Origin of the sequence: Bradyrhizobium sp. LA6.8, assembly GCF_040547935.1 — a bacterium.
Classification (GTDB): Bacteria; Pseudomonadota; Alphaproteobacteria; order Rhizobiales; family Xanthobacteraceae; genus Bradyrhizobium; species Bradyrhizobium barranii.
Genome location: NZ_JBEPQQ010000015.1, coordinates 1 through 25,489, shown reverse-complemented (window position 1 = coordinate 25,489; position 25,489 = coordinate 1). Strand labels below are relative to the sequence as shown.

28 protein-coding genes and 5 pseudogenes are annotated in these 25,489 nt (G+C 60.5%); 7 read left to right on the top strand and 26 right to left on the bottom strand.

What is annotated here, in order from left to right:
- Positions 1 to 10 precede the first annotated feature (10 nt).
- From ABIA90_RS42530 to ABIA90_RS42505, 6 genes are all read right to left on the bottom strand, one after another.
- Positions 11 to 1,201: an acetyl-CoA C-acyltransferase gene (locus tag ABIA90_RS42530; RefSeq protein ID WP_354121962.1), complete on the bottom strand. Its 1,191-nt coding sequence runs from the start codon at positions 1,199 to 1,201 to the stop codon at positions 11 to 13.
- Between the two features lie 15 nt (positions 1,202 to 1,216).
- Positions 1,217 to 2,347: an acyl-CoA dehydrogenase family protein gene (locus ABIA90_RS42525; protein ID WP_354121963.1), complete on the bottom strand. Its 1,131-nt coding sequence runs from the start codon at positions 2,345 to 2,347 to the stop codon at positions 1,217 to 1,219.
- A gap of 23 nt (positions 2,348 to 2,370) precedes the next feature.
- Positions 2,371 to 3,552: an acyl-CoA dehydrogenase family protein gene (locus ABIA90_RS42520; protein WP_354121964.1), complete on the bottom strand. Its 1,182-nt coding sequence runs from the start codon at positions 3,550 to 3,552 to the stop codon at positions 2,371 to 2,373.
- 12 nt (positions 3,553 to 3,564) lie between these two features.
- Positions 3,565 to 4,302: an SDR family oxidoreductase gene (locus tag ABIA90_RS42515; RefSeq protein WP_354121965.1), complete on the bottom strand. Its 738-nt coding sequence runs from the start codon at positions 4,300 to 4,302 to the stop codon at positions 3,565 to 3,567.
- 45 nt (positions 4,303 to 4,347) lie between these two features.
- Positions 4,348 to 5,895: a class I adenylate-forming enzyme family protein gene (locus ABIA90_RS42510; protein WP_354121966.1), complete on the bottom strand. Its 1,548-nt coding sequence runs from the start codon at positions 5,893 to 5,895 to the stop codon at positions 4,348 to 4,350.
- A gap of 61 nt (positions 5,896 to 5,956) precedes the next feature.
- A complete protein-coding gene (locus ABIA90_RS42505; RefSeq protein WP_354121967.1) occupies positions 5,957 to 6,595 on the bottom strand; it encodes a 2-hydroxychromene-2-carboxylate isomerase in 639 nt (212 codons plus the stop codon).
- A 206-nt stretch (positions 6,596 to 6,801) separates the two neighbouring features.
- Here ABIA90_RS42505 and ABIA90_RS42500 point away from each other — a divergent pair, with 206 nt between their 5' ends.
- On the top strand, positions 6,802 to 7,299 hold the full coding sequence (locus tag ABIA90_RS42500) for a winged helix-turn-helix transcriptional regulator (protein WP_354121968.1): 498 nt from the start codon (positions 6,802 to 6,804) through the stop codon (positions 7,297 to 7,299).
- Positions 7,300 to 7,964: 665 nt separating this feature from the next.
- Here the strand turns inward: ABIA90_RS42500 and ABIA90_RS42495 are convergent.
- The 12 genes from ABIA90_RS42495 to ABIA90_RS42440 form a co-directional block, all read right to left on the bottom strand.
- Positions 7,965 to 9,302 carry a TAXI family TRAP transporter solute-binding subunit gene (locus tag ABIA90_RS42495; RefSeq protein ID WP_354121969.1) on the bottom strand — a complete coding sequence of 446 codons (1,338 nt, stop codon included), beginning with the start codon at positions 9,300 to 9,302 and terminating at the stop codon, positions 7,965 to 7,967.
- Between the two features lie 4 nt (positions 9,303 to 9,306).
- Positions 9,307 to 9,456: a DUF992 domain-containing protein gene (locus ABIA90_RS42490; RefSeq protein ID WP_502916683.1), complete on the bottom strand. Its 150-nt coding sequence runs from the start codon at positions 9,454 to 9,456 to the stop codon at positions 9,307 to 9,309.
- A 51-nt stretch (positions 9,457 to 9,507) separates the two neighbouring features.
- Positions 9,508 to 9,864 carry an HdeA/HdeB family chaperone gene (locus tag ABIA90_RS42485; protein ID WP_354121970.1) on the bottom strand — a complete coding sequence of 119 codons (357 nt, stop codon included), beginning with the start codon at positions 9,862 to 9,864 and terminating at the stop codon, positions 9,508 to 9,510.
- Between the two features lie 55 nt (positions 9,865 to 9,919).
- Positions 9,920 to 10,396 (bottom strand): DUF992 domain-containing protein, encoded by a 477-nt coding sequence (locus ABIA90_RS42480; RefSeq protein WP_354122500.1) that lies wholly within the window; start codon positions 10,394 to 10,396, stop codon positions 9,920 to 9,922.
- A 26-nt stretch (positions 10,397 to 10,422) separates the two neighbouring features.
- Complete coding sequence (locus ABIA90_RS42475; RefSeq protein WP_354121971.1) at positions 10,423 to 11,139, bottom strand: outer membrane protein; 717 nt, start codon at positions 11,137 to 11,139, stop codon at positions 10,423 to 10,425.
- An 80-nt stretch (positions 11,140 to 11,219) separates the two neighbouring features.
- Positions 11,220 to 11,963 (bottom strand): outer membrane protein, encoded by a 744-nt coding sequence (locus ABIA90_RS42470; RefSeq protein ID WP_354121972.1) that lies wholly within the window; start codon positions 11,961 to 11,963, stop codon positions 11,220 to 11,222.
- Between the two features lie 360 nt (positions 11,964 to 12,323).
- Positions 12,324 to 13,289, bottom strand: coding sequence for a helix-turn-helix domain-containing protein (locus ABIA90_RS42465; RefSeq protein ID WP_354121973.1), 966 nt, complete (start codon positions 13,287 to 13,289; stop codon positions 12,324 to 12,326).
- Positions 13,290 to 13,548: 259 nt separating this feature from the next.
- A complete protein-coding gene (locus ABIA90_RS42460) occupies positions 13,549 to 14,991 on the bottom strand; it encodes a DUF1254 domain-containing protein (RefSeq protein WP_354121974.1) in 1,443 nt (480 codons plus the stop codon).
- Positions 14,992 to 15,261: 270 nt separating this feature from the next.
- Positions 15,262 to 15,942, bottom strand: a complete 681-nt coding sequence (locus tag ABIA90_RS42455; RefSeq protein ID WP_354121975.1) for a hypothetical protein — start codon at positions 15,940 to 15,942, stop codon at positions 15,262 to 15,264.
- A gap of 257 nt (positions 15,943 to 16,199) precedes the next feature.
- The gene (locus tag ABIA90_RS42450; RefSeq protein ID WP_354121976.1) at positions 16,200 to 17,180 is read right to left on the bottom strand and encodes an HlyD family secretion protein; all 981 of its coding nucleotides are present in this window, start codon (positions 17,178 to 17,180) and stop codon (positions 16,200 to 16,202) included.
- Positions 17,168 to 17,317 carry a hypothetical protein gene (locus ABIA90_RS42445; protein WP_354121977.1) on the bottom strand — a complete coding sequence of 50 codons (150 nt, stop codon included), beginning with the start codon at positions 17,315 to 17,317 and terminating at the stop codon, positions 17,168 to 17,170. Before ABIA90_RS42445 ends, ABIA90_RS42450 begins: the two co-directional genes overlap by 13 nt.
- A 56-nt stretch (positions 17,318 to 17,373) precedes the next feature.
- Positions 17,374 to 17,853 carry a helix-turn-helix domain-containing protein gene (locus tag ABIA90_RS42440; protein ID WP_354121978.1) on the bottom strand — a complete coding sequence of 160 codons (480 nt, stop codon included), beginning with the start codon at positions 17,851 to 17,853 and terminating at the stop codon, positions 17,374 to 17,376.
- A 292-nt stretch (positions 17,854 to 18,145) separates the two neighbouring features.
- Here ABIA90_RS42440 and ABIA90_RS42435 point away from each other — a divergent pair, with 292 nt between their 5' ends.
- Positions 18,146 to 19,144: an AraC family transcriptional regulator gene (locus tag ABIA90_RS42435; protein WP_354121979.1), complete on the top strand. Its 999-nt coding sequence runs from the start codon at positions 18,146 to 18,148 to the stop codon at positions 19,142 to 19,144.
- Positions 19,145 to 19,617: 473 nt separating this feature from the next.
- On the opposite strand, the pseudogene ABIA90_RS42430 reads toward ABIA90_RS42435, so the two are convergent.
- Positions 19,618 to 19,719: pseudogene (locus tag ABIA90_RS42430) on the bottom strand (thiaminase II); the annotation flags it as partial.
- Positions 19,720 to 19,889: 170 nt separating this feature from the next.
- On the opposite strand from ABIA90_RS42430, the pseudogene ABIA90_RS42425 reads away from it, so the two are divergent.
- Positions 19,890 to 20,015, top strand: a pseudogene (locus ABIA90_RS42425) (hypothetical protein); the annotation flags it as partial.
- Between the two features lie 82 nt (positions 20,016 to 20,097).
- A pseudogene (locus ABIA90_RS42420) lies at positions 20,098 to 20,325 on the top strand (adenylate/guanylate cyclase domain-containing protein); the annotation flags it as partial.
- Between the two features lie 254 nt (positions 20,326 to 20,579).
- Here the strand turns inward: ABIA90_RS42420 and ABIA90_RS42415 are convergent.
- The 3 genes from ABIA90_RS42415 to ABIA90_RS42405 all read right to left on the bottom strand — a co-directional run bounded on the left by ABIA90_RS42415 (position 20,580) and on the right by ABIA90_RS42405 (position 21,759).
- Positions 20,580 to 20,984 carry a hypothetical protein gene (locus tag ABIA90_RS42415; RefSeq protein ID WP_354121980.1) on the bottom strand — a complete coding sequence of 135 codons (405 nt, stop codon included), beginning with the start codon at positions 20,982 to 20,984 and terminating at the stop codon, positions 20,580 to 20,582.
- 18 nt (positions 20,985 to 21,002) lie between these two features.
- Positions 21,003 to 21,203, bottom strand: coding sequence for a hypothetical protein (locus tag ABIA90_RS42410; RefSeq protein WP_247314869.1), 201 nt, complete (start codon positions 21,201 to 21,203; stop codon positions 21,003 to 21,005).
- A 316-nt stretch (positions 21,204 to 21,519) separates the two neighbouring features.
- On the bottom strand, positions 21,520 to 21,759 hold the full coding sequence (locus ABIA90_RS42405) for a hypothetical protein (RefSeq protein WP_354121981.1): 240 nt from the start codon (positions 21,757 to 21,759) through the stop codon (positions 21,520 to 21,522).
- An 87-nt stretch (positions 21,760 to 21,846) separates the two neighbouring features.
- Here ABIA90_RS42405 and ABIA90_RS42400 point away from each other — a divergent pair.
- From ABIA90_RS42400 to ABIA90_RS42390, 3 genes and pseudogenes are all read left to right on the top strand, one after another.
- A pseudogene (locus ABIA90_RS42400) lies at positions 21,847 to 22,107 on the top strand (PAS domain-containing protein); the annotation flags it as partial.
- Between the two features lie 100 nt (positions 22,108 to 22,207).
- Positions 22,208 to 22,660: a histidine kinase dimerization/phosphoacceptor domain -containing protein gene (locus ABIA90_RS42395; protein ID WP_354121982.1), complete on the top strand. Its 453-nt coding sequence runs from the start codon at positions 22,208 to 22,210 to the stop codon at positions 22,658 to 22,660.
- A complete protein-coding gene (locus tag ABIA90_RS42390; protein ID WP_247314865.1) occupies positions 22,612 to 22,959 on the top strand; it encodes an ATP-binding protein in 348 nt (115 codons plus the stop codon). Before ABIA90_RS42395 ends, ABIA90_RS42390 begins: the two co-directional genes overlap by 49 nt.
- Positions 22,960 to 23,058: 99 nt before the next feature.
- On the opposite strand, the gene ABIA90_RS42385 is transcribed toward ABIA90_RS42390, so the two are convergent.
- The 4 genes and pseudogenes from ABIA90_RS42385 to ABIA90_RS42370 all read right to left on the bottom strand — a co-directional run bounded on the left by ABIA90_RS42385 (position 23,059) and on the right by ABIA90_RS42370 (position 25,227).
- Entirely contained in the window at positions 23,059 to 23,670 is a 612-nt protein-coding gene (locus ABIA90_RS42385) for a class I SAM-dependent methyltransferase (RefSeq protein ID WP_354121983.1), read from the bottom strand.
- An 81-nt stretch (positions 23,671 to 23,751) separates the two neighbouring features.
- Positions 23,752 to 24,396, bottom strand: a complete 645-nt coding sequence (locus ABIA90_RS42380; protein ID WP_354121984.1) for a c-type cytochrome — start codon at positions 24,394 to 24,396, stop codon at positions 23,752 to 23,754.
- Between the two features lie 130 nt (positions 24,397 to 24,526).
- Positions 24,527 to 24,790 (bottom strand): annotated as a pseudogene (locus ABIA90_RS42375) (efflux RND transporter permease subunit); the annotation flags it as partial.
- Positions 24,791 to 24,807: 17 nt separating this feature from the next.
- Positions 24,808 to 25,227 (bottom strand): hypothetical protein, encoded by a 420-nt coding sequence (locus tag ABIA90_RS42370; protein ID WP_247314859.1) that lies wholly within the window; start codon positions 25,225 to 25,227, stop codon positions 24,808 to 24,810.
- Between the last annotated feature and the right edge of the window lie 262 nt (positions 25,228 to 25,489).

The window sequence follows — 25,489 nt, the reverse complement described above, 5'->3', positions numbered from 1 at the left end:
CCGTTTCCGATCAGTGGACGATTTCAAACAGGCCCGCGGCACCCATGCCGCCGCCGATGCACATGGTCACCACGCCGTATTTCGCCTTGCGCCGCCGGCCCTCGATCAGGAGGTGGCCGGTCAGCCGCGAACCCGTCATGCCATAGGGATGGCCGATCGCGATCGAGCCACCGTTGACGTTGAGCTTGTTGGGATCGATGCCGAGCTTGTCGCGGCAATAGATCACCTGCACCGCATAGGCTTCGTTGAGCTCCCAGAGATCGATGTCGTCGATCTTGAGATTGTGGCGCTTGAGGAGCCTCGGGATCGCCGCGACCGGGCCGACGCCCATCTCGTCGGGCTCGACGCCAGCGGCGACGAAGCCGCGGAAGATGCCCAGCGGCTTCAAACCCTTCTGTGCCGCGATCTTGTCGCTCATGATCACGCAGGCCGAAGCGCCATCCGAAAGCTGGCTGGCGTTGCCGGCGCTGATGGTTTTGCCTTCGAACACCGGCTTGACTTTGGCGAGGCCGTCCGCCGTGGTCTCCGGCCGCGGACCTTCATCCCGGCTCAGTGTCACCTGCTGATAGCTGACCTGCTTGGTGTCCTTGTCGACCACGGCCATCCTGGTCGTGATCGGTACGATCTCGTCGTTGAAGCGGCCGCCCTGCAGCGCGGCGCCGACCCGGCGCTGGCACTCCAGGCTGTACTCGTCCTGCTTGTCGCGCCCGATCTTGTAACGCTCGGCGACCACTTCGGCAGTCTCCAGCATCGACATATACATCTCCGGCTTCATCGCCATCAACTCATCGTCGACGGCGTGGAAGCGGTTCATGTGGTCGTTCTGCACCAGGCTGATCGACTCGATGCCGCCACCGATCGCGATCTCGACGCCGTCGAGCATTACCGAGCGGGCGGCCACCGCGATTGCCTGCAGGCCGGACGCACACTGCCGGTCGATCGTCGTGCCGGCAACGGTCACCGGAAGCCCGGCGCGGATCGCGCCCTTGCGCGCAACGTTCATCACCATGGTCCCCTGCTGCATCGCGCAGCCCATCACCACGTCTTCGACCTCGCCGGGCGCGATGCCGGCGCGCTTCACCGCCTCGGCCATGACATGGCCGGCGAGCGTCGGTCCGTCAGTGTTGTTGAGCGCGCCGCGATAGGCCTTGCCGACGCCGGTGCGTGCGGTGGAGACGATGACTGCTTCGGGTGACGACATGCTTGCCTCTCTGTCTCAGGCGGCCGCGTCGAGCTGCGCGTAACGCAACACGTGGTAGGCGGGATCGCCGAACTGGATATTGATGGAAGAGATCCGCTTGAAGTAATGACCGACATTGAGCTCGTCGGTCATGCCCATGCCGCCGTGCAACTGCACGGCCTGATCGGCCACGAATTTTGCGGCATAGCCGATCTTGGACTTGGCGCCCGAGGCGAGCCGCGAGACGCCGGCCTCATCCTCGCCAAGGCTGAGGCTGAGATGCTGCATCAGGGACAGCGCCTCCTGATGCGCGATGAACATGTCGACCATCCGGTGTTGCAGGACCTGGAAGCTGCCGATCGTGACGCCGAACTGCTTTCGCGTCTTGGAATACTCCAGCGTCGCCGCGTTCAGCTCACCGATCGCACCGACCGCCTCGGCACAGAGCGCGCCGATCGCGCGGTCGCGGCAGGCCTCCAGCGCGGCAACGCCCTCGCCCTCCTTGCCCAACAACTCCCCGCGCACGCCCCGAAGGCTAACCTCGGCTGCCTGGCGGCCATCGATGGTCCTAAAACTCTGCAGATCGAGGTTCGCGGCGCGGCGATCGACCACGAACAGGCTGACGCCGCCGCGATCATGACGATGGCCCGAGGTCCGGGCGGAGACGATGAGATAATCCGCCCAGGGTGCGGCCAGCACCGCGGTCTTCTCGCCGGTGAGAACATAGTCGTTGCCGTCCCGGCGCGCCGTCGTGGTCACGGTGGCGAGATCGAAGCGCGAGCCCTTCTCGGTCCAGGCCAGTGCCCAGAGCTTCGCTCCCGCAATAATGTCGGCGATGTAGGCCTGCTTCTGCCTGTCGGAACCCGCCTGCTCGATCAAGCCACCGGCCACTACGACCGTCTCGACAAAAGGCTCGACGACGAGATGGCGGCCGAACTCCTGCATGATGATCATGGTCGACAACGGTCCGCCCCCGAGCCCGCCGACATCTTCCGAGAACGGCGCGGCGAGCAGGCCGAGCTCGGCGAATTCCGCCCATTGCTTGCGGCCAATGTCGTCCTCGCTCGCGACGATCTTGCGGCGCGCATCGAAATCATACTTGTCGCGCAACAGGCGCTGGACGCTGGACCGCAACAATTCCTGCTCTTCCGTGAACTGGATATCCATCCGATCCTCTTGTGGCGCTATTGCTAGAGACCGAGCACTGCTTTGGCGATGATGTTGCGCTGGATCTCGTTCGATCCGCCGTAGATGGAGAGCTTGCGCGCGTTGAGATATTTCTCCGCCGCGGTGTGGCCGTAGTCCGGACCCGGCATGAAATGGTTGGCGCTGACCGGATGCTCGCGGATCGCCAGGCCGTAATTGCCGATCGCGCGATGAGTCAATTCGGTGATGTTCTGGAAGATCTCGGTGCCGCGGATCTTGAACAGCGAAGCCGCCGGCCCGGGATCGATGCCGCGCGCCATCTGGGCCACGACGCGTAGCTCGGTCGCTTCCAGCGCCAGCACGTCGAGCTCGACGCGGGCGATGTCCCTGATGAATTCCAGATGCGCCGGATCGTCCTCCGGAATCTCGGCCTTCACGATCTCCTTCAACCGCTCGATGTAGCGCGTCGAGCGGCCGATCCCGGCCATGCTGGTGCGCTCATTGCCGAGCAGGAATTTTGCGTAGGTCCAGCCCTTGTTTTCCCCGCCGATCAGGTTTTCGACGGGAACGCGGACGTTCTCCAGGAAGACGTCGTTGACCTCGTGCGAGCCGTCGATGGTGATGATCGGACGCACGGTGACGCCCGGCGACTTCATGTCGATCAGGAGGAACGAAATGCCGGATTGCGGCTTGGCCGTCGGATCGGTGCGGACCAGGCAGAAGATCCAGTCGGCGTGCTGGGCCAGCGTGGTCCAGGTCTTGTGGCCGTTCACGATGTAGTGGTCGCCGTCGCGCACCGCCTTGGTGCGGACGGTGGCGAGATCCGAGCCCGAGCCCGGCTCGGAATAGCCCTGGCACCACCAGTCTTCGCCCGACAGGATGCGCGGCAGGAACTTCTTTTTCTGCCCCTCATTGCCGAAGGTGTAGATCACCGGGCCGACCATGGTGACGCTGAACGCCAGGGGCGGCATCGTGCCGGCACGGCTGGTCTCCTGCTCGAACAGGAAACGGCGGGTGATCGACCAACCAGGCCCGCCGTGCTCCTTGGGCCAGAGTGGCGCGATCCAACCCTTCTTGTGCAGGATGCGATGCCATAGCAGCATCTGCTCCTTGGAAAGGTCGGTCTCCGGATTGGGGACGCGCATCGCGGCCGGATAATTGTCCTTGATGAAGGCGCGGACTTCGTCGCGAAACGCCGCGTCTTCAGGGGATAGCGCGAGCTCCATCGGATGCGCTCCCTACCACTTCTCGCCGAAGGGACGGATCTCGAGCTCGAACGTCCAGGCGCTCTTGGGCTGCTGGTAGAGCTGCCAATAGGACGCGGCCACCGACGCGGGCGGCATCAACAGGTCCGGATTGTCGAGCGCATCGGGGCCGAGCGCTTCGAGCCGGCGCTGCCGCACCCATTCGGTATCGACGCCGGAATCGATGATGAGGTGCGCGACATGGATGTTCTTCGGTCCGAGTTCGCGCGCCATCGCCTGCGCGACGGCCCGCAGGCCGAACTTGGCGCTGGCGAAGGCGGCATAGCCGGAACCGCCGCGCAAGGACGCAGTCGCGCCGGTGAAGAAGATGTTGCCGCCTCCGCGCGGCAGCATCAGCCGCGCTGCCTCGCGCCCGGCAAGGAAGCCGGAGTAGCAGGCCATTTCCCAGACCTTGCGAAACACCCGCTCGGTGGTCTCGAGGATCGGGAAGTTGACGTTGGCGCCGATGTTGAAGATGCAGACCTCGAGCGGCGCTTGCTTGTCGGCGTCATTGAGGAAGGAGATGATCTCCTCCTCCTTGCGCGCATCGAGCGAGCGGGCGTGGATCTCGCCGCCGGCGGCCTCGATGTCCGCAACCAGGGGCGCGAGCTTGTCGCCGTTGCGCCGACCAGCAAAGACCGTGAAGCCTTCCGAGGCGAACTTCTTGGCAATCTCGCCGCCGATGAAGTCGCCGGCGCCGATCACCGCAACCGTCCTGTTTCTCTTCTGCAAGGGACTTCTCCAGCCTTGTGAGTTATTGAGGCGATCTCGCCCGCTTCAGTTGCGCAGCGATTCCGCCAGTTTGTGCTTCAGGAGCTTGCCAGTCGAAGTGGCCGGCAGCGCGTCCATGAGGATGATCTCTGACGGCCGCTTGTAGGAGGTGAGCTCCGGCGCGACATGCGCCATCACGTCCTGCGCAGTGGCCGACGAGCCTTTGAGAAGCTGGACGAAGGCCACGATCTCTTCATTGCCCACGACCGGCCGCCCGACCACGGCGCATTGCACCACGTCGGGATGGGTGCTGAGCACCGCCTCGATCTCTGCCGGATAGACGTTGAAGCCAGAACGGATGATCATCTCCTTGGTGCGGCCAACGATGAACATCGCATCGCCCTCGAAGCGCGCGAGGTCGCCCGTGTTGAACCACCCGTCCGGGTCGATCGCTTTCGCCGTGAGGTCGGGCGCGCGGTAATAGCCGCGCATGACGTTCGGTCCGCGGACATGCAGCTCGCCGATCTCGCCGTTCGTCACGATAGCGCCGTCCCGCGCCACGATCCTGGCTTCGATACCCGGCACGAGGGTGCCGACAGAATTGTCGCTGCGCGGCGCCGCGGGCCGCACACCGGAAATGCCGGGCGAGCATTCGGTGATGCCAAAGGCGTTGCCGAGCGGAAGACCGAGCTCGTTCTCGACCCTCGCCTTGAGTTCGAGGTCGAGCGGGGCGCCGGCGACGCTCATCAGACGCAGCGCACCGCGCTCCAGCCTCTGTAAGCCCGCCATCTGCATGTATTCCAGCAGCCGCTGGTAGGTGGCGGGCACGCCGTTCAGAAGCGTGATGCCTTCCTCGGCCAGCGCCTTGGCCAGTGCAGCGGGATTGTATTTGGTAACCAGCCGGGTCACGCCGCCGACCATCAGCGTCATCGTCAGCAGCGAGATGCCGACAATATGCGAGATCGGCAATACGCAATATTGCACGTCGTCCGCCGTCATGTTGCGCAAGGTCGCCGTGGTCCTGGCCGAGAACAGCAGGTTCCGGTGCGTGAGCATGACGCCCTTCGGCGTTCCGGTCGTACCGGACGTGTAGATGAGGACCGCCACTTGCCGCGCGCCGTCGGCCTCGACCGGCTCGGCCTGCGTCTCCCGGTTCAGGGCAGAAACGCCGATGTCGCGGAGCGGCCCGACGTCCTGCACCCGAGCGTCGTAACGCATCGCGTGCGCGGCCGCCTCTTCGGAAATCTCGGCCGTGAATAACATGCGCCGGGCGCCGCTGTGATCCCTGATCTGATCGAGCTCACGCGGCGACAGCCGCGGATTGGCGACGATCGCCCAGGCATCGAGGCGGCTTGCAGCGAACAGGAGGCAGGCGAGCGCGATCGAGTTCTCGCTGACGATCATCATGCGATCGCCAGCGCGGATACCGAGCGCGCGGAGCGCGTCCGCCGTGGCACCAACCGCCCGGTCGAGTTCGCGATAGGTCAGAGTGGCATTGTCTTCGATCAGAGCCGTTCGGTCAGGTGTGGCGTCAACATAGTGGTCCACCACCTCATGGATGCGATGCGGCAATGCGTTCGTTATTTCGGCCGCAGCCTGCTGCCAGTTCGACAATGACACCTCCCGTTGAAAGGCCCTTTGCGGGCTCGGTTCGTTCTGGATGCCTCCCGCGCGGTCAGGCGCTCTTGCGCTGCTGCGCGGTCGATTGCGCGAGGATTTCATCCTCGACATCGCGCAGACTGTCCTTGCCGAAGTAAATCTCGCTGCCGACGAAGAACGTCGGAGAGCCGAACGTACCGCGCGCCACGGCAGTGCTTGCATTCTCGATCAGCTTCTTCTTGACGTCGTCCTGCTGGGCGCGGGCGGTGATGCGGTCGATGTCCAACCCGGATGACAGGAACGCTTCGCGGAAGACCTGCGGATCGTCCATCTTCTTTGGCTCGATCCACATGTGGTGATACGCAGCGCGGAAATAGGGCTCGAACAGGCCCTCGAAATCGGCCGCAACGACGCCGCGCATTAGCATCAGCGTGTTGACCGGGAAGAACGGGTTCGACTTGAACGTCGTGATGTTGTGACGCCGCAGGAAGCGCTCGGTCTCGAGCGCATTGTATTCCGGCTTGTTCTTGATCCCGCGCAGCGACTCCGCGGGCGACATGTTGCCGGTCGCCTTGTAGACGCCGCCGAGCAGCACCGGCACGTAGTCGAACTTGACTCCCGTTCGCTGCTCGATGGCGGGCAGTGCAAGCTCGGCGAGGTAGGCGTTGGGACTGCCGAAATCGAAGTGAAACTCGACCTTGAGCGGAGCTGCCATGGAACGCCCTTCCCTTCGATGGCGGTGGTCGTTCGCCACCTGATTGACCGTTGCGCGAGTCCTAAAGTTCTAGTTTAGAACTGTCAATATGATAATCATCATTCAACATCGAAAATCTCGCGGAAAATGCCGCATCCTATTGAAATGCAGCGAGTTCTGATTTAAAATTTACTCTCGTAGATGCCGCAGATTCGTCGGAGACGTTGATGAAATGGGATGCTCTCGAAGAGGAGCCATGCTCGCTGGCCCGCACCGTGGCGGTCATCGGCGACCGCTGGAGCCTGCTCATCCTGCGCGAAGGTTTTCTTCGGATTCGCCGATTCGACGAATTTCAGTCGTCGCTTGGCGTCACCCGGCACCTGCTAGCCGACCGGCTGAAGAAACTCGTTCGCTTCGGGGTGCTTCGCAAAATTCCCTATCAGGATGCACCCAAGCGCTACGAATACATCCTGACGCAGAAGGGTCTCGACCTCTATCCGATCATCATGTCGATCGTGCACTGGGGCAACATCCACATGGTCGACTCGCGCGGACGGCCGTTGCTGCACGAACACAAGAACTGCCACAAGATGTTCGACCCCGTCATGGTCTGCTCCGAATGCGGTGAGCCGCTGAGCGCAAAAGCCGTCCACGTGCATCCGGGCCCCGGCGCGCGGAAATCCTCACCTGCGCGTGCGAAGGCCGTCGCGCACGAGACGAAATGACAGCCGGCCGAACAAATGCATCAGCGGCCTGATAGATTTCGATGTAGCGGCTGCTCTTCTGCTTGGCGAGACGCACGAATACCAGAACGAGGAGTTCAGGTATCGGTCGGGAGTTCCAACACCAACCGAGGTGCTTGCCAGTGCGACAACGACGGCCCTTGTGGCCGGCGACGCACGTACGTTGGTCGAGTCTCGAGAGGCGGAAAGCCTGCCTGCGTCTCCGACAGGTTCAAATCCCGGACCTGCAACCATCTCAAATTACTCTTCGAGTCAGCGGCTTGAGATCCCTGCGACTTGCGGTATTCAGCTTGGAAGTCTTCGAATTTCCGGAGTGCTTTCAGCACTCATTCGGACGTTTTGCCCGCTTTCCAGGCGATTGAGATCACTACAGAATTTCTCTTTGTCGGAATGCCTTTATCGATCGTCCATCAAACGCTGAGGACACCGCCGCTTTTTCGGAACGGACGGTCATCTATGGAAGGAATCGATCCCACGTTTGATGGCCGGAACGGCGAAGCGATCCCTATTGCACGGACGGGGAAGTATGCCTGGCACGGCTCGTGCGACGAGCAAGCCGACATGGCGGCCGGAGTATAGTCGCCGCCCGCGCTGATCCAGATCAAGGATGCGGCGCTTGCCCAGCAGGGTGAGTGTTCGTGCACGCGCTAGTTGCTCGCCGGGCGAGCCGATGTGTGGCCGAGCCGGATCCGGCAATGGCTCATCAGATATTGGAGCCGTTGAGAGGCAAGACCTAGCGCGGCCATCTCGGCGCCGTCGGCGCCCTCACCGCCTGCATTTCTGGCGAGTTCAGTCTTGAGGATGCCGTCAATTCTCCGTTCAATTTGGTCCAGTTCGGCCTCGCTCTTCGCCATCCTGATTTCGTTGCCAAGCTCGTAAAGCGGCTCCAGCATACTTTCCGGTCCGCTGCCTGAGCGGGCGAAACGCCAGGCTGCCACGAGGATGGAGATCAGAGAGCCGAGCAGCAGCGACCCGTAGTAAAGCTTGTCATCGTATTTGTCGAAGAAGCTCTGCTGGTTGCCATTGTAATAGGTCGCAGCCCCCGGATGGATCGGGATCAACGCGTCCGCATCCGTGCTCGGCGCCGCGGCCTGGGACAATATCGGAAACTGTGACAGCAGATCCCGTTTTGCATCGACCAGCGACTGCGCCAGATCGGTAATGGCGTCGACATTGACTGACTTGTTGGCGACGAGAAAATACGACAAGCGCAGCGACGTCAGGTCATCGGAGGGAACCGGCGGAGCGCCCCGCAAGGTGCCCTTCGGGATGTCATAGCTCTCGTAATACTGCGCGATGTTGGCGACCGCGCCAGCCGACTCGATTTCGATCAGTTTTGGCCCCGACCCTTTAGCGCGTTCCTGGTGAAAGAACTGCCTGACTTTGGCGAGGTATTTCTCCGTTAGCGGAACAACGGCCAGCAACGCGTGAACTTTTCCTGATGCGAGCGACGCCGCAGCGTCGTTGATGGCAACATTCTGAAAGGTGACCTTGGCGCGGTCGAATTGATACACCTGCTTGAGGGCCTCAACTGTCGGAGCGTTGACGGCGCCGCCGACGACACCAATGGTCGTATCGTGCAAGTCACCGAGGCTGTCGGCGCTGACAGCCGCGGGCGTCACGATCAGGACCACCCCATGGGTCAGGACCAGAACGCTCCGCGCGTCCGCCAGGCCTCTGGTGTCGCCGCGAACGACTGCAAGATTGGCGTTGCCCGCCGCCAACAATTCGGCGGCCTTCGCTGAACTTCCGGCATCGCTGACCTTCAACAGGACATGAGAGTTCGACGCCGACAGGCGCGCTGATATCGCCGAGATCAGCGCCAGCGACTCGCCATCGGCCGACCCGGCAGCCACGGTGAGCACAACAGGCTTTGCGAAGTACCGATACGCGAACCATCCGCTGCCGATCGCCGCGGCCGTGGCTGCTCCGACAATCAATATCCTGAGCCATCGCGGCCACAGATTGATTGCGAGCGTGCTCATGACATCACGATACGAACGCCAGGATCAGGCCGCATACCCCCAAGGAAACATTGATGCCCGCCTGCCCCTCCACCGAGAGCGGCTGCAGTGCAATGGTGCGGTTTGAACCACCAAATAGCCCGTTGGCAACTGTACGCTTCGCAATGGGCAACATCAGCAGGTCTCCTATCATCGAACACTAGACCTAACGAATGGCGCTCTTCTCTCAATCGGCCTTCATCCGAACTCCCAGTTTCGCCCGCTCATCCTTGAATACGACAGCGATGGCTTCGATGATGAATTTGTCAGGATTTGCCTTACAGTACTGGATCACCTCATGCTCCACGACCTTTCCCTTCCTGAGATCCAGGTAGTGCTTCTTGGCCAGACCGTTGTACCAACCGCTGTACCAGGACGTCAGGGCGTCCGCGTCTTCCTGGTAGGTGCCCGCGAGTTGGGCGCATGTCAGTTTCTGCACATCGATGAAGCCGTTGCTGTCGACGTAGGTCGACAGCGGCGTCTGGGCGAGAGCACCGGAGCAAGCGATTGTCATAGCAACTGCAAGAAGGTAACAATACCGCATTCTGAATCCTCTATCTCTTGTTCGACTTGGGTGTTCCGCGGCAGGCGCGCTTTGCTCAAGGAACCGATCGCAGTTGAAGCGCTGACAGACCAAGTGTGACATCCAGCGCGACCGAGCCCTCGACTGACACAGGTTGCAGTGCGAAGCTTCTGTTGGATCCGCCGACCAGAACGTTTGCCCCAACACCAACGCCCAACGCCACATCACCGCTTGCACCAACATAGGTGCCAGCCAGAGCGCCGGCAGGAACGCCGGCGCTGGGCGCCAGAACGCCCCACGCCAAGACGCCGCCACCGATGATCCCAATATCAATTCCCACCGTGTTGAGGGCACCCTCGTAAAGTTGTGGGGGACCGGGCATGGATGGCACGAAGCGGCACTCCATCGACTGGTGTCCAACGATAATGAAGCCAATGCTCGGGTTAAGCCTACAGCTAAGCATACCAGTCTGGGTCCATGTCGGCGTCTGGGCCGAAGCAGGACCGGCAAGTGCAACCAACGTTGCACAAAGAGCCAATGCCTTAGGACTCATAATAAACCCTCCCCGCATCTTCCATTTCAAAATCGATAATTGATGCCGCCGCGGAAGGTATTGAGCTTGTCAGTGCTTACGCCCGTGCCGACCACCTGCGTGAAAAGATATTCACCCTTCAAGGACCAGTTAGGTGTGAAGCCATATTCGATGCCCAGGCCTGCAACGATGCCAGGGCGCCAGGCGGAGGCCGCGCAATTCAGGAGCACACCAAGCGTACCGCAAGGCAAGCCCGCAACTGAGGTGCCATTGGCGCTCGATTTCACAAATGCCGCACCGCCGGTTACGTAGAACAGCGAGTTATTCAAAGCGACGCCAACGCGTGCTCTTGCCGTTCCAATGGCGCTGACCTTGGACGCGATATCGAGCGTAATACCCTGCCCGATGCCAGCGATAGCCGGATTTGAGATGCCGTTGCCCTTGATGTTCGCCCAATCGAGATCACCCTCGAGGCCGATCACCACATATCCCTGCTGGATCTGGGCGCCCATGGTGCCGCCGAGCATCCCGCCACTGATATTGAAGCTTGTACGGTCGAACCTGTTGGAGACGAGCGTCAGCGGATCTTGCGAGCCCCAGCCGTAACCTCCGTTCACGCCGACATAGAGGCCGGTCCAGTTATAGACCTGGGCCACCACGGGCGCGCTCCTATAGGCCTGCACAGGAAGGTCTGCCGCAAAGGCGCCGGTAGCACTGACTGCAGCAAACGCTGCTCCAATAATAAACTTCTTCATGTCGTTCATCACGAAAACTCCGCTCCAAAATGGCCAAGAGGCCGACGAGGGCCAGCTGCCAAGCCGGCCTTTGCGTTAGCTAGCAAAGATCAGTATGCCGCAACGACGGGTCCACCGAATTTGTAGTTCACTCGCACGGTGATCAGATCCACATCTTGGCTGATCCGATTGACCACAGCAGCAGCGCCTGCCGGTACCGAGAAGGAATTGTTGGCATTACCCATGATCAAGCGATCGTATTCAATGGCGGCCGACCAGTTCGGCGTGAAGCCGTATTCGAACCCAACGCCGATGGCGCCGCCCCAACGGGTTGAGGTCGCATAGTTCAGGCCAACGCCTCCAAACGTGGTCGCTTGAAGAAGGTTGTTGTTCGTCACCGCCGCGCCGCCTTTCAAATACAGCAACGCTGCGTTCCAGGCGTAGCCAACCTGGCCGGTGAAAAGGCCCAAGCTAGTAACCTTGGAAGAATCGGCAAGAAGCGGATCAACAACACTCACGTGTGAACTGCGCATGCTTGCCCAGTCGCCCTGGCCTTCCAGACCGAACACAAACTGACCAGCCTGCCAACGGTAGCCGACCTGTCCACCGATGACGCCTCCCGACTGACTGTGGCAACCGTCGGGAATGACCGCGCCACCTGCCGGTACGACACCCCAGCAATTACGGCTCGTTCCATAGCCGCCGTTACCGCCGATGTAGAAGCCGGTCCAGTCGTAGACCGCAGCCATCAAGGGGGCCTTGACCGGGGCGTAAGTTCGCTGCGGCAGGTCGGCAGCGAACGCAGGGGCTACGAATGCAGCGAACGCAGCAGCGGCGAGTACGATCTTTTTCATTTTTGAATCCTTTGGAAACACACATCAGCCGCAAGTTCGCGGGCCTGTACCGAAAGTATTTGGGTCAACTACCGGTCGCTATGTAAAATCGGACAACCTTCGAAAGAAGTTGGCCCGTTGCAAATTCGGTACACTGCAGCGCGACGCTTCCGTTTCGGCAGCATCAACCGACCTCAAGGCCAGTCTTGAAGCCACATGCTTCGTCGGAAACCGGTCACTGAACAAGGCGGCCTACCATGTGGTCGAATGCCATTTCGCAGGCGGTTGCGTCCGCGCTTCTTTTAGGCGCGCTCGGAGGCGCGAATTGCACTTAGCGAATTTGCGCGCTGCGGCCGATGATGCCGGCTCAAGCGCATCGCGTCATCCCGCTCTTTGCACCCGCGACCTCGCCACCGTCTCCGATGGGCGCTCTCCAAAAAGGGCTTTGTATTCCGAGGCAAAACGACCGAATTCAGTAACGCCGTGTTCGCTCATGATGTTTGTGACTTTACTTGACGGCACACATTTTCCGCGGAGTGCACGGCGGACCTTGTTGAGTTGACGTAGCTTAAGATAGCTTGCCGGCCCGACGCCCAGCTGCTGCCGGAACGTCCTCAACAGCGTCCGGCTTGTTACGTCAGCAGCGAGGGCCAGGTCAGCAACCTGAAGCCCTCCCCATTTCTGACCACGGGCATACTTCAAAGCTTTTGCCACGGTGTCGCTGGACAATCGGGACTTCTCCGTTGGGAGACACATTTCGTTGTCCGAGCCCGCAATTGCACCGATCAATGCGTTTAACAACCGATCAATACCAAATCCGTGGAGCGTCGGCGCTTGCTCCTTGCGCACGAGGGTCGCTGTGCTCGCTGTTGCCGCAGTCAAGCAATTGAGAAATTGTTTCGGGGACGAAATGGCGCACTTCTCTTTCTCGAGCCATGTAAGATCGCTTCTTCCGGTCCTGATAACAAATGTTTCAAAGAGCCCAACAGGCATCGAAATCGACATCCAACGATGGATGCCGCACGACGCGAACGTAAACTCGCTCCGAGGCGGAAGCACCACGAAGTCGTGAGGCTGAAGGATTTGACCATCAAAAATCAGGCGATCAGCAATTTTCTCATCCTGAAAGATAAAGCTCAAAGCATCTGGACACGAAATGCCGTGCAAGATCTTGGAGCCACCCTCCAGGCCAAACTGCAAGACGATCGAGCCCAATTTGCAATGATCGACCGACCAGGGAGCTTGACTGGCACTAGTCAGCAGGAAATTCCCCGTCGCTCCAACAACCATGTCGGAATATTCGTCAAAGCTAAGGCTGTGTGATGCTACGTCGCTAGCAGCCGCCAACGGAAGAGTCCTCCCACCCGGTTTCCTGCGGGCTCCTTCGCTGTCTGCGCAGGCGCAAAGGTCGATCTGTGGGCGCCGATTGTTCCGCCAAGCCGAGTATTGCCGCGAGGATCAGCGCTCCGCCCGTTGCTCACCATCTTCCCTTCCGATTGTGCTTGAGAGCCCGTGAGTCACGCTCGGACTCGCGCCGGCCAACGACGCCAGTACGAGTTCGGACGCTCAAGCAACCTTCAGGGCCGCATGACTGGTCCAGATGCCATCAAACACGCTTGATAGCAGGCGGCTGCCAGGTGCCGTTGCCGGGCGGCAGAATCGAAGGTGCCGTGGGCCTCGGCCAGTACAGGCGCATCACGAGATAGATTTTGTCAGCCGGCGCCGGAAGCCAATTTGCTTCCTTGTCCGCGCCGGGGCTGTCTTTTTGAATGTACAGCGTCAGAGAACCGTCTGCGTCCGTTTTCATCGCCGGCAACATCGGAGAGTTGATGAGGTAGCGATTGATCGGGTTCTTGACCAGGAGTTGGCTCTTGCCGTCATACATCGTCACCGACCAGAAGGAGTTCACCGGCGGCAGTTGTCCCGCCGGGAAGGTCAGTGTGTAATTGTGCTTGCTGCCGTCAAGCGTCTGGCCGTCGCTGTCAACCCGCGTGAACGGATAGGTCGCTTCCGCCGGGTCATTGCCATAAATGCCGGCCTGAGCGGCGACGGCACGCTTCAACCAGTCGCCATTGTAGTGGGCGCTATCTCCTGGGAGACCGCTAACCCGCCAGCCATTGATCGCCTTGCCTGCATTGGCGACGGCCTCGTCGACCTTTCGCTGGCCCTCCTTCATGCCGAGGCCGAGCTCCAGCTTATGCTCCATTGGCAGGTCCTTGAAGTTGAAGCTCTTCCCAGGACCAACGCCGATGCGCGCCAGCTTGACGCGTATCTCCTTCTCATTACCCTGCGCCGGCGCGAATTGCAGAGCGAAGTCGAGATAATCGAAGAAGTTGGTCTTCACGAGTTCCTTGTCGATCTTGGGAAATTCGATGGTTGGCGCGGCCGCTGGCGGCGTCTGCTTCAGATAGGCCGAGAGCATCTGCACCTTGTAGCCAGCCTGCACCTTCTTGACGTTGTCGAGATCATCCGGGCCAAAGAGCTGGGTGCGATAGCCCGCGAGGGCAAACTTTGTGCTCGAGCGAAACACCTGCTTGATGCCCGCCGGGGTATCACCCTTCCAGTCAGGCCCGACCACCATGTAGTCGCCTGCATCGCTCCCTGTGGCTCGGGTACCGATATAGCCGTAATTGTAGGTGTTGCCGTCACAGAGCATGACCGAGTAGTAGCGCTTCGGGTCGATCGCCGGCACCGAGAGCACCACCGGCTCCGCCCGCAAATCCAGCCAGACGAAGGAATAAGGCGTGTCGCTGTTCGGCGTGACGATTGCCGTGTCCTTGTAGGTGTAAACGTTGGGCTCGTTCTTGATTTGGTTGAACGGCGCTTTGAACTGCCCTGAATTCCGATCTACCGCGTACTCGTACATGATGGCATAGTTCATCACGATCGGCAGACCGTAGATGAAGCCTTCCTCGGCGATGTCCTTGGCCTCCAACAGCCTGGGCCAATCGGCCTTGTTCTGCGCAACTGCCGGGCTGTACTTCGCCGTCATGGCGGCGAGCGCGGCGATCGCCGCGGTAGAGCGAAGTAACTCTCGCTTCGTCAACATTTTCCGGTGCTCCTTTGCTGTTCGATTGAGTTTTCGAAACTATCCGCAGTCGATGTCAGGAAATCCATTGCGGTTTAATGGTGATGTACCGACCAACATATTGGCCGCGGCCTCGGTCTTGCGCAGCAGCCGGCAGTCACGCCTGCGACCGGCACATTCGCGCTTGCGATCGACGCGCTAGCGAAGAACCTGCAAGATTGCAGTATACTCATGATAGCGACGCCCCGCCTGCGCTTGCCATCAGGTCATTTCGAATTGTCGCGCGGATCCCTAGTAGCAAGGCGGATAGGGATAATAGCCACAGCGCGGCGGGTAGTAATAAGGATAGGCAGCCACAGCAGCCGCTCCGACAGCCGCGGCCCCAGCAACAGCAGCGCCGCGATAGTAAGCGCCGCGCCAGGCCGTTCTGCGGGCGACACCAGCAAACGACAGCGGCGTCAGCGGCCGGCCAATGATGTCGATGAAGATCGATGCCGGCCCATCCGCTCCTGCCAGATCACCTTCGAGCACATCGACGTCGAAAGTCAGCTTGTCGCCTTCGAGCTTCGGCGACTTCAGCACAACCACCGCGTCGAAGACAGCCGATCCGTCCTTCTTGAATCCGGACACCGTAGCGTTCGGCGGATCCTTTGCGAAATTGTCGCTGCCGTTGCCCCAATCCTCGACGATCCGCGCCGTCAGATCATGTCCGGCAGCCCGCACGGGGCGATCCGCAAATACGATGGCACTCGGAGAAACTCCGGCGAGAACGAGCTTTCCATCCTTCAGGCTGGCGCCCTTGGAGTTGAGAACAAACAACGACGGAACGACCTCGGGCTTCGACTGTCCGATGGATTTCTCCAACGGCATGTGCGGCTTCGGCTCGGCTGCCGATTGAGCGGAAAGGAACGTCGGCACACACGCCATGCCAGCAGCGGCAATGGCGAGAAGAGCGGCACGCTGTATCGTCATTGGTTCACCTTTCTATATCCTGTCCGCACGGCGGCAGGCCGAAGTCGTGCCCTCAAACGGGGCCCCTCGGCTGCCGGATCCCTGTGTCCCGTGTCATGCTCTCCGCCCCAACTCAGACCATCGTTGCCGGCATCCGGTGAGCACCGGGAAGTGGTTTTCACGCCGCTATTTCGCGGCAACCGGGGACGATATCTTGCCATTTCACGCCAATGGCTGCGGCCTTCGCTAATTCTTGCTGCCGGATCGCTATCGAATTCTTACAGATAAGCCGCATAGGACCGGACCCAGAGCACGATACGGGCGATGAGCCCGATGGGACCCGCATTTTCGGCGAACACTGTCGCCGCGCCCGACGTACCGAGGCGCAAGATGGAGCGGTTGGCGTCCGCTGGAAGCGAAATCACCGCGGGATACGCGCTCGTACCGCCGATTGATCCGACACGAGCGAGCGTCCCTGATACCGCAATCTGCCCCTGCCCGACCCCCTCCGGAATCTCCGTGATCCTGGCCTCGTAGATGCGTCCAGGGTCGTTGTCGAAAACGAGTCTCACCCGCGCGCCGGGCTTGATGGTGCCAAAGCCATTCTGCGAAAACACACCGACAATGGAAATGTCGGACTCTACGATAAAGGACATCGCCGCACGCGCCCGCAGGGCGCGCGCACCGACCGCGAGCGCCACGACGCTGGCGTAGCCGTCCGAGGGCGCCTTGACCGTCGTCTGCTCAAGCTCCCATTTTGCGTCATCGAGTTGCGCATGAGTCTGCACCACGGTGGTGTTGACACCGCCGATCGACGATTCGAACGAGGCCCTCGCGCTCCGCTGTTGCGCCTTTGCGGACTGCAACTGGGCAATCGTAATATCGAGTTGCTCGCGCGTATCCTGTTCACGAAACGACGTGGCGGCTCCGCTGTTCGTCAGGGAGGCAATATCGTTCAGCCTCTTTTCATGAAAGGCGACCTGCTTTTCAAGACCCGCCACGTCGGCATTGGCCTGATCGTAATTCGCCTTCAGCACCTCAGCCTGATGCTGAGCGGCGATTAGTGCAGCTTCAAGCTGACGGACCTTGTATCGAAACGGCGTCGGGTCAATTTCGAACAAGACCGCGTCGGCCTTTATCGGCACGTTTGGTTTGACGGGGATCGCAATCACCTCGCCACTGACGTTCGGCGTCACCTCCACGACACGTGATACGACCACGACGCGCCCGTTCGGGCTGAGATAATTCAGCATCGCCATGAAGACGTGAAGACGGCGAGAATGGCAATGCCTGCAAGGGCCGCGACGGCTCCGGACGACCAGGTCAGGCGTATCAGCTTGAACTTCGAAAATGCCAGCCAAATCAAGACAAGGTAGCTGACGAGAATGATGAACATCGCTTGTCCTGTCGTAGCGGTGGCGGGCTGACGCTAACGTTCTTCAGTCAGTGCCATTAGAACGGTTTTTTCCCTTGTCTAGGGCGCACGACGTTACTCCGGCTTGGCTGGGAAGATGTCTTGCCATTTCGCGCCAGTCGCGACGGCTTCTGCTGATTGCCCGCATGCGGCTCCTTGCCGAGTCGGGACTTGTCATTTCTTTGAACAGCTCGCTGCCGCCGATAGATGACAGGCTGTATCTTTGTCAAACGCATGAAGACACGGCTGAAGCTACTCGTTCCCGCATAGCCGAGGCGCAAGGCGATGTCCGATATACGCTCGTTGGAATCTAGAAGCAGGAAGCAGGCTGTATCGAGGCGCACTTCCGCAACCAAGTCACTGTAGCTGGTGCCCATTCCGGCGAGATGACGCTGCAACGAGCGCGGGCTCAACCCCAGTTGGAGTGCTGTGTGTAGAAGGGCTGCGTCACCGTGACACAGTGAGGCAGCAATCGCTGCCCGCACCGAGTATCGGGAAGGTATTTGAACTGGCTTCATGGGACCGAAGACATCTGGTGAAGAGCCGTGACGCCTCGTCTAGCCTTCTTCTTGCTGGAGCATGAGTGGGGAATCGTGAGCGGTCTTGCCATAAGCCGCCAAGCCGAAACCGAACAGCGCGCCTGCTCCCAGCGGTCAACCCAGACCCTCCCCCCTTCCGCCTCCAAATGCATCTGGCAACATTTTGCAATACGCGCCAACCGAGAACTGTTAGGCTTTCGACAGTTCAGCCAAGCCGCATCTCGAAACGGGAGAGGCCGCCGAAACTCAAATTCTGCACGAAAGACAGAAAATGACCATTCCTTTGACCCGTTGCCAATTCATCATTCCTGTCGCTGCCATTTGTGACGAGATCGGGGCTCCAACAGAAGCGTTGCTGACCAAGTTTCGCCTTCCAGCTTCTTTGGAAGAGAAGGCCGACCGCTATATCCCAATCCTGCAAGCGGTACGTTTCGCGGAAGCCGCACAGCGGTCGCAAGCCATCACAGACATTGGATTTCAAGCTGCGCGCCGGCTGCAATTCTGCCACGTGAGCGAAAAGATGCGCGCCATCATCCGCTTCTCACCGACGCTACTTGTTGCCCTGCGGCAATTGTGCAAATGGGCGTCGCTTGAAGACACGACTGTGAGTGTGTGGCTGGAGCGCAACGGCGATCACGTGAGAATTTGCAGCAAGATCGCGGGCACGGCCAAGATGCCGCATCTTGAGCATTCGCAGTGGCTTCAGAATGTTTACATGATGCAGATCGTAAGGCAATTTTCCGGCCCCCATTGGGTTCCGGCGACCATGGCCTTCGAGGCCCGCTATGAACCGAGCCTTGAGACTCGGTCGTTCTGGCAAAATACCCGCTTCATGTCGGATCAGGATTCCTCGTGGATCGATATTCCCGTTTCATTTCTGGATCTCCCCAATCTCGCCGTCGAGACGTCGGCGCCTTCACATAGCGACGACGTTGGGCCGTCCGGCCACGAAATCGTCTCAGCAGTCAAATTGATGCTGCCGTCCTACCTGGACGATAGAATTCCAACTATCGCAGAAATCGCAGAGATGGCCGGCATCAGCATCAGGAGCTTTCAGCGCAAACTTTCAAGCGCGGGCGTTACATATTCTGACTTGCTCGATGGCGTCCGCTTTGAGAATGCCGCTAAACTTCTGCGCGACACGAATGCCAAGATTATCGATGTCGCATTTTCCTCGGGCTACACCGACCCTGCGCATTTCACTCGCGCTTTCCGTCGATTTTCCGGAATTACACCGAGAGAGTTTCGCGGCAAATGGAAGCCGCAATAGGCGTCGGTCCCGTGATATGAGCTTCCAACGCGAAGCTCGGCTTTCGATCGGCGTATACTGGTAATTTTCGGCAGCATATGTCCGCTGCTGAGCGTGAGGCCTCGGCCTGTCGCCGCATGCAAAACCAAAGATATTACAGTTGCGAACCGACGCCTTGGTGGACGGCCACCGGCAATATCAAGTGGGGCTCAACGTTCCCGTAAGACCTCGAGTCGTGGGACGATTTGGTCGCGTTGATGGAGGTCAGCCCACTTCGACGGGCGCACGAAATCGCTGAAAGTCGTAGGATCGCAAGCAATATCGCAGATTGGTGGCGGAAGACCCTACCGCCTTTCCCCACACGGAGCGAATCTGCGATATTTCCTCCGATCGTCCGCCTAAAACTCAAAACCTTGTCGAACGGTAGGTTCAAATCGGGGATAGGATTTGAACCTATGACCTTCAGGTTATGAGCCTGACAACTACCAAAGGGGCTATTCGACACGCTGGCCCGCGCGCCAGCCCATCTCCCAGAAGTCTGCCTCGAGTCGGGTGGCTTCCTTGAAGATCGCAATCAACTCTGCCTCGCGGGCCGGCCGGCGATCGCGGCCGCTTCTGGTTCGTCCAGTATCCCTTCGGTTTCGCGCCCCATCTGGTCGAATATGAACCGTTTTTTTCGGGCAAGCGGTTGCTGCTCACCCCGAGCTTCCGCGAACTCTACAAGGCGCAGCTGGTGGATGAGGGCGAGAGCATCAAAGTCTCAGACATGACTTTTCTGTTCACCGATCTGAAGCAGTCGACCCCGCTGTATGAAAGCGTTGGTGATGTGAACGCGTATTTCTTGGTTCGCCAACACTTCGAGATCTTGAACAGGATCATCAGTGAGCGATCCGGCACCATTATCAAGACGATTGGCGACGCGGTCATGGCCGGGTTCGAGCGTCCCCAGGACGCGGTGTGCGCCCTCCATCGAGATGATCGAAGAGCTGTCGCGATTCAACCGGACTGCTTCGCGACCGCTGGGCCTCAAGGTCGGTGTCCACAGGGGGCGGGCGATTGCGGTGACGCTCAACGACCGGATCGACTATTTCGGACAGGACGTGAATATCGCCGCACGCGTGCAAGGTCTCGCAGAAGTCGACGAAGTTTGCATCAGTGCAACGGTGATGGAGGCGCCAGGCGTGGGTGATATCGTCAAATCAAGCTCGGTGTCGCGCAACTACGAAAACCTGAAGGGCATCGGTCAAAAGATGGAAGTCCATCGCATAACAATCAGTCCCATGCCGACATACGCGATCGCAGCAATGCGGCGAGGCGAAGGCCGACGGTTCTCACGGAAGAACCTGTTGCGAGAGTACAAGAGCACGATGCGCGCTGCGTTAAGTCGCGATGGCTCGCGTCGCTCTCTCGCCGCAATGACCTACGGCTTCGATCCAGGAACGTCTGCAGGGCGCCATTACGCAGAGGAAGCGTTCGCCCGGGCCCGTTCACGCGCCTCGCGCGCACGCTCGCGACGTTCGCGACGGCGCTTCGCCCGCTCGGCCGGCTGCGGCAGCGGCGGCAACGGCGCATCTACGGCCGGTACCGTCTCTATCGCCAGGTCGGCGACCGGGCGCGCCTCCATGAGTTCCAGCACCGTCCGCCCCTCGGCAGTGATCTTCCAGCCGCCACTCTCGCGCGCGACGAGGCCTTGCGAAAAGATGTCCAGGTCCGGCACGCGCGCCGCCAGCCGCTTGGTGCGGTCGGCCCAGTCCCGACCGCTGGTCGCCAGGATCGCCATGTCGCGCTTGAGGTCGGCCATCACGGCAAATCCATCCGGGTAGCTCACCAGGATCTTCAGCACCGTGACCTGAAAATTCACCCCCGCCTCCTCGCCCGGTCAGCGCCACATGGTCGGGGCTTGCGAGAGAGCTTGACGCCCGACCTGCTTGAGAGTTTCGGGCGACACCTCTCCGCGGGCGGCGGCTTCCAGTATCTTCGTGGCGACGTGGGTGCGCGCTCCGATCTCGCGGCGCGAAACGCTCTCGCAGACTTCGTCGAGAACCGCGCGCAAAAGCGCGGTGGTGGAGGTGTCGAACATGAAATGCCCCTATGCGGGAAAGCCCGATCCTAGCGCAATTTTTCGATTTTGGGATTCGGAATCTTGAACAAGGTGAGCGGTCAGAGTAGCTGCCCCAATTCCCCCAAAGACAGGCGACCCAGTCCCGAAACCACGGAGGACAAGGTCGTCTCTACCGGCGGACCTGCGCTGAAAACCGGTTCGCAATATTGCTCTCATTCAGCGCAACCTCCGGGAGAGCGCAATCGAAAGCTCGTGAAGCGCGGTGGGGCGGCCACCGGCGGAGCACCCTCTGTTCGACTTCGCAGCCACCGGGGCTGGCGCGCAGGCCGGCCACTCAGTGCGACCGAGCGGCAATGGTATACGAGCCCTGCTCCTCGGCTCCGTTCGCGGCGGACCGCTCGCTAACGGCCTGGTGTTTCACGTCGGACGGCTTCGAGGCCAGATCGCACGCGCGCGCCCAAACGTCGCCATTGTTGCTTTCGTGCATGAGTCGTTCGGTCATTCCGGTCGTCGAGGGGATGACTTTCCGTTCCCGATTACGCAGGCGACGCCGGTCCCTCACCTGTGCCATCATTGGCCGTTTCCCACCGGCGCCGGTAAAGATGCTGGCCATAGTGCCGCCGCCTCAGCAGCGCCATGGGGCTGAAGAAAGGGACCGATCATGTCATCCGAGCAACCCGATCCAGAGCCATCGGAAACCACGGCGCAGCAGATCAACGATCTCTTCGACTCGGCGGAACTCTCGAGGGCGCTCGAGACGGAAGAGTTCAAGCAGTTCCTCGATTGCATCCCCATTGCCATCGTGGTGTCGAAGTTCTTTCGCGGCGATCAGCGCATCTGTTACGCGAACAAAGCATTTGAAACTCTAATCGGCCAGGACGTGAACGATTGCCGCGGCAAGGGCTGGTCGATTCTGGCTGGGTTCAGGGACGAAAACGATTCAAACGTCACGCTGGATCTGTCCGTGCTGAAAAGCGAAGAAGAGTTTCTCGGCACCTTCCGGGCGGAGCACCCAAGGGCGCTTGTCGTCGAAGCGTTCTCCGGTCTCATTCAAAACGAGGACGGGACCGAGAAATTATCGCATCGCCGCGCTGATCGACATAACCGACAGGGCGCGCGCGGAACGGGAGGAGTACGCACGGCAGATTCGCGACAAGGATATCCTGCTCCGGGAACTGCAGCACCGCGTGAAGAACAATCTTCAACTGATCGTCGCGCTGATGCGGCTCGAGGCCCGCAACGAAAGACGGGGCGAAAAGGTCAACCTGCAGACGCTTGCCGGTCGCATCGAGTCCTTGCATCTGCTTTACCAGACGCTTTCGAACGACGGCGCCGGCGATGAGATCGACCTCGGCCACTACTTGAGCCAGATCGCCGCCGCGGTCATGAACACCTGCGCCGTCGAGGAATTAGGCTCGAGCAGAAAATGGAATATGCGCCTGTCTCCGTCAACACCGCGCTGTCGGTCGGACTAGTTGTAAATGAAATCCTGACCAACTCCTTCAAACGTGCATTCGATGGTCGCGAACAGGGCGTGATCACGATCGAATGTCTGCGCCGGAGCGACAACCGGTATCGCGTCTTCGTCGCGGACGATGGAGTTGGATTGCCGGAAGGCATTTGCTGGCCGGTTCCGGGAAAGATCGGCGCACTTATTGTTCAAACGTTGAAGGAAAATGCGAAAACGGACTTCAATGTCGAGTCCGCGCCCGGCCGGGGCGTTCGGGTGACGATGAATGTCGATCGAAAGCTCGTGGCGCGAAATCCTTCCTAATGTTGGCGCGACCCAGAGTCCGTCGGGATCGTCCGCCAGCGAGAACAACTGAAAGTTCGGCGGGCTTGGGGACGCCATTTGCCCGAATCGATGGCGGCATCAACGAGGGCTCGCCTGGCCCTCATACATGAAGGTCATAGGTTTCAGTCCATTCATGTAACCGGTGTGCATCACTTCGATATCAAAGCCGTTTCTGCGAAGCACGTCAGCAATGTCTCGATTGAGATGACAACCGCCTGAGATGCGCCTCCATGCGGGCGTCAGGCGATCTTGCCACCACCGCACGCGCGGTTCGGGCGCGCGGCCGTGCTCGACGAAGACCAACTTGCCGCCCGGCGTCAGCACCCGGCGGGCCTCCGCGAGAGCGCGGTCGATATCCGGGATGCTGCACATAGTCCAGGTCGTCACAACGGTATCCATGCTGCGGTCCTCTATCGGAATCGCCTCGGCCGAAGCTTCGACGAATTCGACGGGAATATCCGGCTGTCGGGCGTGGCGCGCCATCTCGAGGAGCTTCGGACCGGGTTCGAGCCCCACGACTTGCTTCACGGCCGGCCCGTAGAAGGGGAGATTGCGGCCAGATCCGATGCCGATCTCGAGCACCCGGCCCCGTGCCGCACGGATCGCCCGCTCGCGGTAGGGCAGTAGATCCTTGTTCCGCATCGCAAGATCGCAGAGCCGCGGCAAAATGACGTCGTTGTAGAAGCCCATTGGGAATCTCCTAGCAGTGCGGTTCGATTGTCTTGCTGATCTCGGCGGGCGCGGCAAAAATCACATCGGCGCGGTCGCCCATCATTCCCGCACGAGCGCAGGCGCGCCGCTTTGCGGGCTATCTTTGCCGGAATCCGTCTTCATGCGAAGATTGCGTTCCCAGAATGCGCGCGTTTTGCCGTCCGCGGTGGTGACGCGATAGGTGTCGTGGCAGTAGGTGATCGCCTTAACCTGCATGTTCGGATCGAGACTTTTCAAGTTGGGATCGCGGCCGCCCCCACCCATCATTCCGCCCATCATGCCTCCCATACTGCCCATCGGAGCCTGGGCATTCCGCTGGGCCGGGCCGCCGGGTTTCGTGGCTTCCTTAAGGAACGCGAGCAGATCGGCACGGGCGCGGCCATCCTTGATGCCATTGAAAGGCATTTCGTTGCCCGGCACCATGCGATCCGGGGCAGTCAGCCAGGCGTCAAGGGAGCGGTCGTCCCAAATGATTCCGGACGACTTGAGCGCGTCGGAGTAGCGCTCCAAGCTTTGCAGGCTACCCGCCTTGCGGCCCCACACGCCTGCGAGGCTGGGGCCGGTCATGTTCCGATCCGGCTCGAGGGAGTGACAGGGCATACAGGCCCGGAAATCCCGTTCGCCTCGCGCGGCCGCATCCTGCTCCGCGAGAACAGGTGAGCACATCAGGGTGGCAGCCAATGCTGCAAGAACGGGACGACGCATCCTCAATCTCCCTTGGAGAGATATTTGATCAGCGCCGCAGCCGCCAAGACCAGAACGATGACGACCAGGGCGAACGTGAGCCCCATTCCTCCCATCATTCCTGACGTCATGTCGTTCATCATGGTTCACCTCATTCGGCTCGCTCGGGAATCGGCTCCCGACGCCGTGTGGACCTGATCGGCGGCAGAGGCACAACTTCCGCGGGCGACTCGGGCGGCAGACCGACGCCCTTGATCAGCCCGAAGATCGCTGGGATCACGATCAGCGTCAGCAGCGTCGAGGAGGTCATGCCGCCGATCATCGGCACCGCGATGCGCTGCATGATCTCGGATCCGGTGCCGGTGCTCCACATGATCGGCAGCAGGCCGGCCACGATGGCGACCACCGTCATTCCACGAACATTAGTCGAGCTCAAGGCTGTCCGGAGCGTCGGATCAATTCCTCTGCGCGGTCCAAGTGCCTGCACAGCGCGACCCGTCCGCGCGACCGCATCCAGATGCCTCTGCCCGACGCTCCGGACAGCCTGCCCGATCCCGATGCGTACTTCTGTCCGACTCTGACCGAGGCGCGAACGGCCCCGGACGGCGTCACACGGCCTCTGAAGGTCAGGATGTTCGGGTGGCTGACGTTGCCATTCACGACATTGACCGTAAAATTGTAGGTCGAGTCGCAAGCGCCGCGCTGGGTGACGAAGACCAGATTCCAAGTCCCGTCGAAGCGGGAGCCTGCGAGCGCCTGGTTTTGGAGTCCCAGGCCGGATCCGCCGAGCACGAGGTACAGGGCGAGCATCCGCGCCGTCCGATGAATGGCCTGCCGCACTTGGTCGCTCATGGCTATTCCTCCTTGACGTTGCCGCCAGCGATGTCCACCGGAGTCACAGCGCGCTCAAATCGTGCCGAACGGATGACCGCTCCTTGAGAGCGGCCCTTCCGTACAAATCAATCGGTCCGGGCGGCGGCCGTTCCATCGGATGTGGGTCGCACACTCGAGCTGCTCCTTGTCAATCGGCGTTCGACTGGGACCCCCTAGCGGCATCCAAAAGGGACCCCTTTGATCGGCGTGCTCTGCTGGTAGCGCTCGGGTCGTCGGAGCT

Excerpts from the sequence above, each read along its gene's own strand:
- ABIA90_RS42530 (WP_354121962.1), bottom strand. The coding sequence starts at position 1,201 with ATGTCGTCACCCGAAGCAGTCATCGTCTCCACCGCACGCACCGGCGTC.
- ABIA90_RS42525 (WP_354121963.1), bottom strand. The coding sequence starts at position 2,347 with ATGGATATCCAGTTCACGGAAGAGCAGGAATTGTTGCGGTCCAGCGTC.
- ABIA90_RS42520 (WP_354121964.1), bottom strand. The coding sequence starts at position 3,552 with ATGGAGCTCGCGCTATCCCCTGAAGACGCGGCGTTTCGCGACGAAGTC.
- ABIA90_RS42505 (WP_354121967.1), bottom strand. The coding sequence starts at position 6,595 with ATGGCAGCTCCGCTCAAGGTCGAGTTTCACTTCGATTTCGGCAGTCCC.
- ABIA90_RS42500 (WP_354121968.1), top strand. The coding sequence starts at position 6,802 with ATGAAATGGGATGCTCTCGAAGAGGAGCCATGCTCGCTGGCCCGCACC.
- ABIA90_RS42495 (WP_354121969.1), bottom strand. The coding sequence starts at position 9,302 with ATGAGCACGCTCGCAATCAATCTGTGGCCGCGATGGCTCAGGATATTG.
- ABIA90_RS42490 (WP_502916683.1), bottom strand. The coding sequence starts at position 9,456 with ATGTTGCCCATTGCGAAGCGTACAGTTGCCAACGGGCTATTTGGTGGT.
- ABIA90_RS42485 (WP_354121970.1), bottom strand. The coding sequence starts at position 9,864 with ATGCGGTATTGTTACCTTCTTGCAGTTGCTATGACAATCGCTTGCTCC.
- ABIA90_RS42480 (WP_354122500.1), bottom strand. The coding sequence starts at position 10,396 with ATGAGTCCTAAGGCATTGGCTCTTTGTGCAACGTTGGTTGCACTTGCC.
- ABIA90_RS42475 (WP_354121971.1), bottom strand. The coding sequence starts at position 11,139 with ATGAACGACATGAAGAAGTTTATTATTGGAGCAGCGTTTGCTGCAGTC.
- ABIA90_RS42470 (WP_354121972.1), bottom strand. The coding sequence starts at position 11,963 with ATGAAAAAGATCGTACTCGCCGCTGCTGCGTTCGCTGCATTCGTAGCC.
- ABIA90_RS42460 (WP_354121974.1), bottom strand. The coding sequence starts at position 14,991 with ATGTTGACGAAGCGAGAGTTACTTCGCTCTACCGCGGCGATCGCCGCG.
- ABIA90_RS42455 (WP_354121975.1), bottom strand. The coding sequence starts at position 15,942 with ATGACGATACAGCGTGCCGCTCTTCTCGCCATTGCCGCTGCTGGCATG.
- ABIA90_RS42450 (WP_354121976.1), bottom strand. The coding sequence starts at position 17,180 with ATGGCGATGCTGAATTATCTCAGCCCGAACGGGCGCGTCGTGGTCGTA.
- ABIA90_RS42445 (WP_354121977.1), bottom strand. The coding sequence starts at position 17,317 with ATGTTCATCATTCTCGTCAGCTACCTTGTCTTGATTTGGCTGGCATTT.
- ABIA90_RS42440 (WP_354121978.1), bottom strand. The coding sequence starts at position 17,853 with ATGAAGCCAGTTCAAATACCTTCCCGATACTCGGTGCGGGCAGCGATT.
- ABIA90_RS42435 (WP_354121979.1), top strand. The coding sequence starts at position 18,146 with ATGACCATTCCTTTGACCCGTTGCCAATTCATCATTCCTGTCGCTGCC.
- ABIA90_RS42410 (WP_247314869.1), bottom strand. The coding sequence starts at position 21,203 with ATGTTCGACACCTCCACCACCGCGCTTTTGCGCGCGGTTCTCGACGAA.
- ABIA90_RS42405 (WP_354121981.1), bottom strand. The coding sequence starts at position 21,759 with ATGATGGCACAGGTGAGGGACCGGCGTCGCCTGCGTAATCGGGAACGG.
- ABIA90_RS42390 (WP_247314865.1), top strand. The coding sequence starts at position 22,612 with ATGGAATATGCGCCTGTCTCCGTCAACACCGCGCTGTCGGTCGGACTA.
- ABIA90_RS42385 (WP_354121983.1), bottom strand. The coding sequence starts at position 23,670 with ATGGGCTTCTACAACGACGTCATTTTGCCGCGGCTCTGCGATCTTGCG.
- ABIA90_RS42380 (WP_354121984.1), bottom strand. The coding sequence starts at position 24,396 with ATGCGTCGTCCCGTTCTTGCAGCATTGGCTGCCACCCTGATGTGCTCA.
- ABIA90_RS42370 (WP_247314859.1), bottom strand. The coding sequence starts at position 25,227 with ATGAGCGACCAAGTGCGGCAGGCCATTCATCGGACGGCGCGGATGCTC.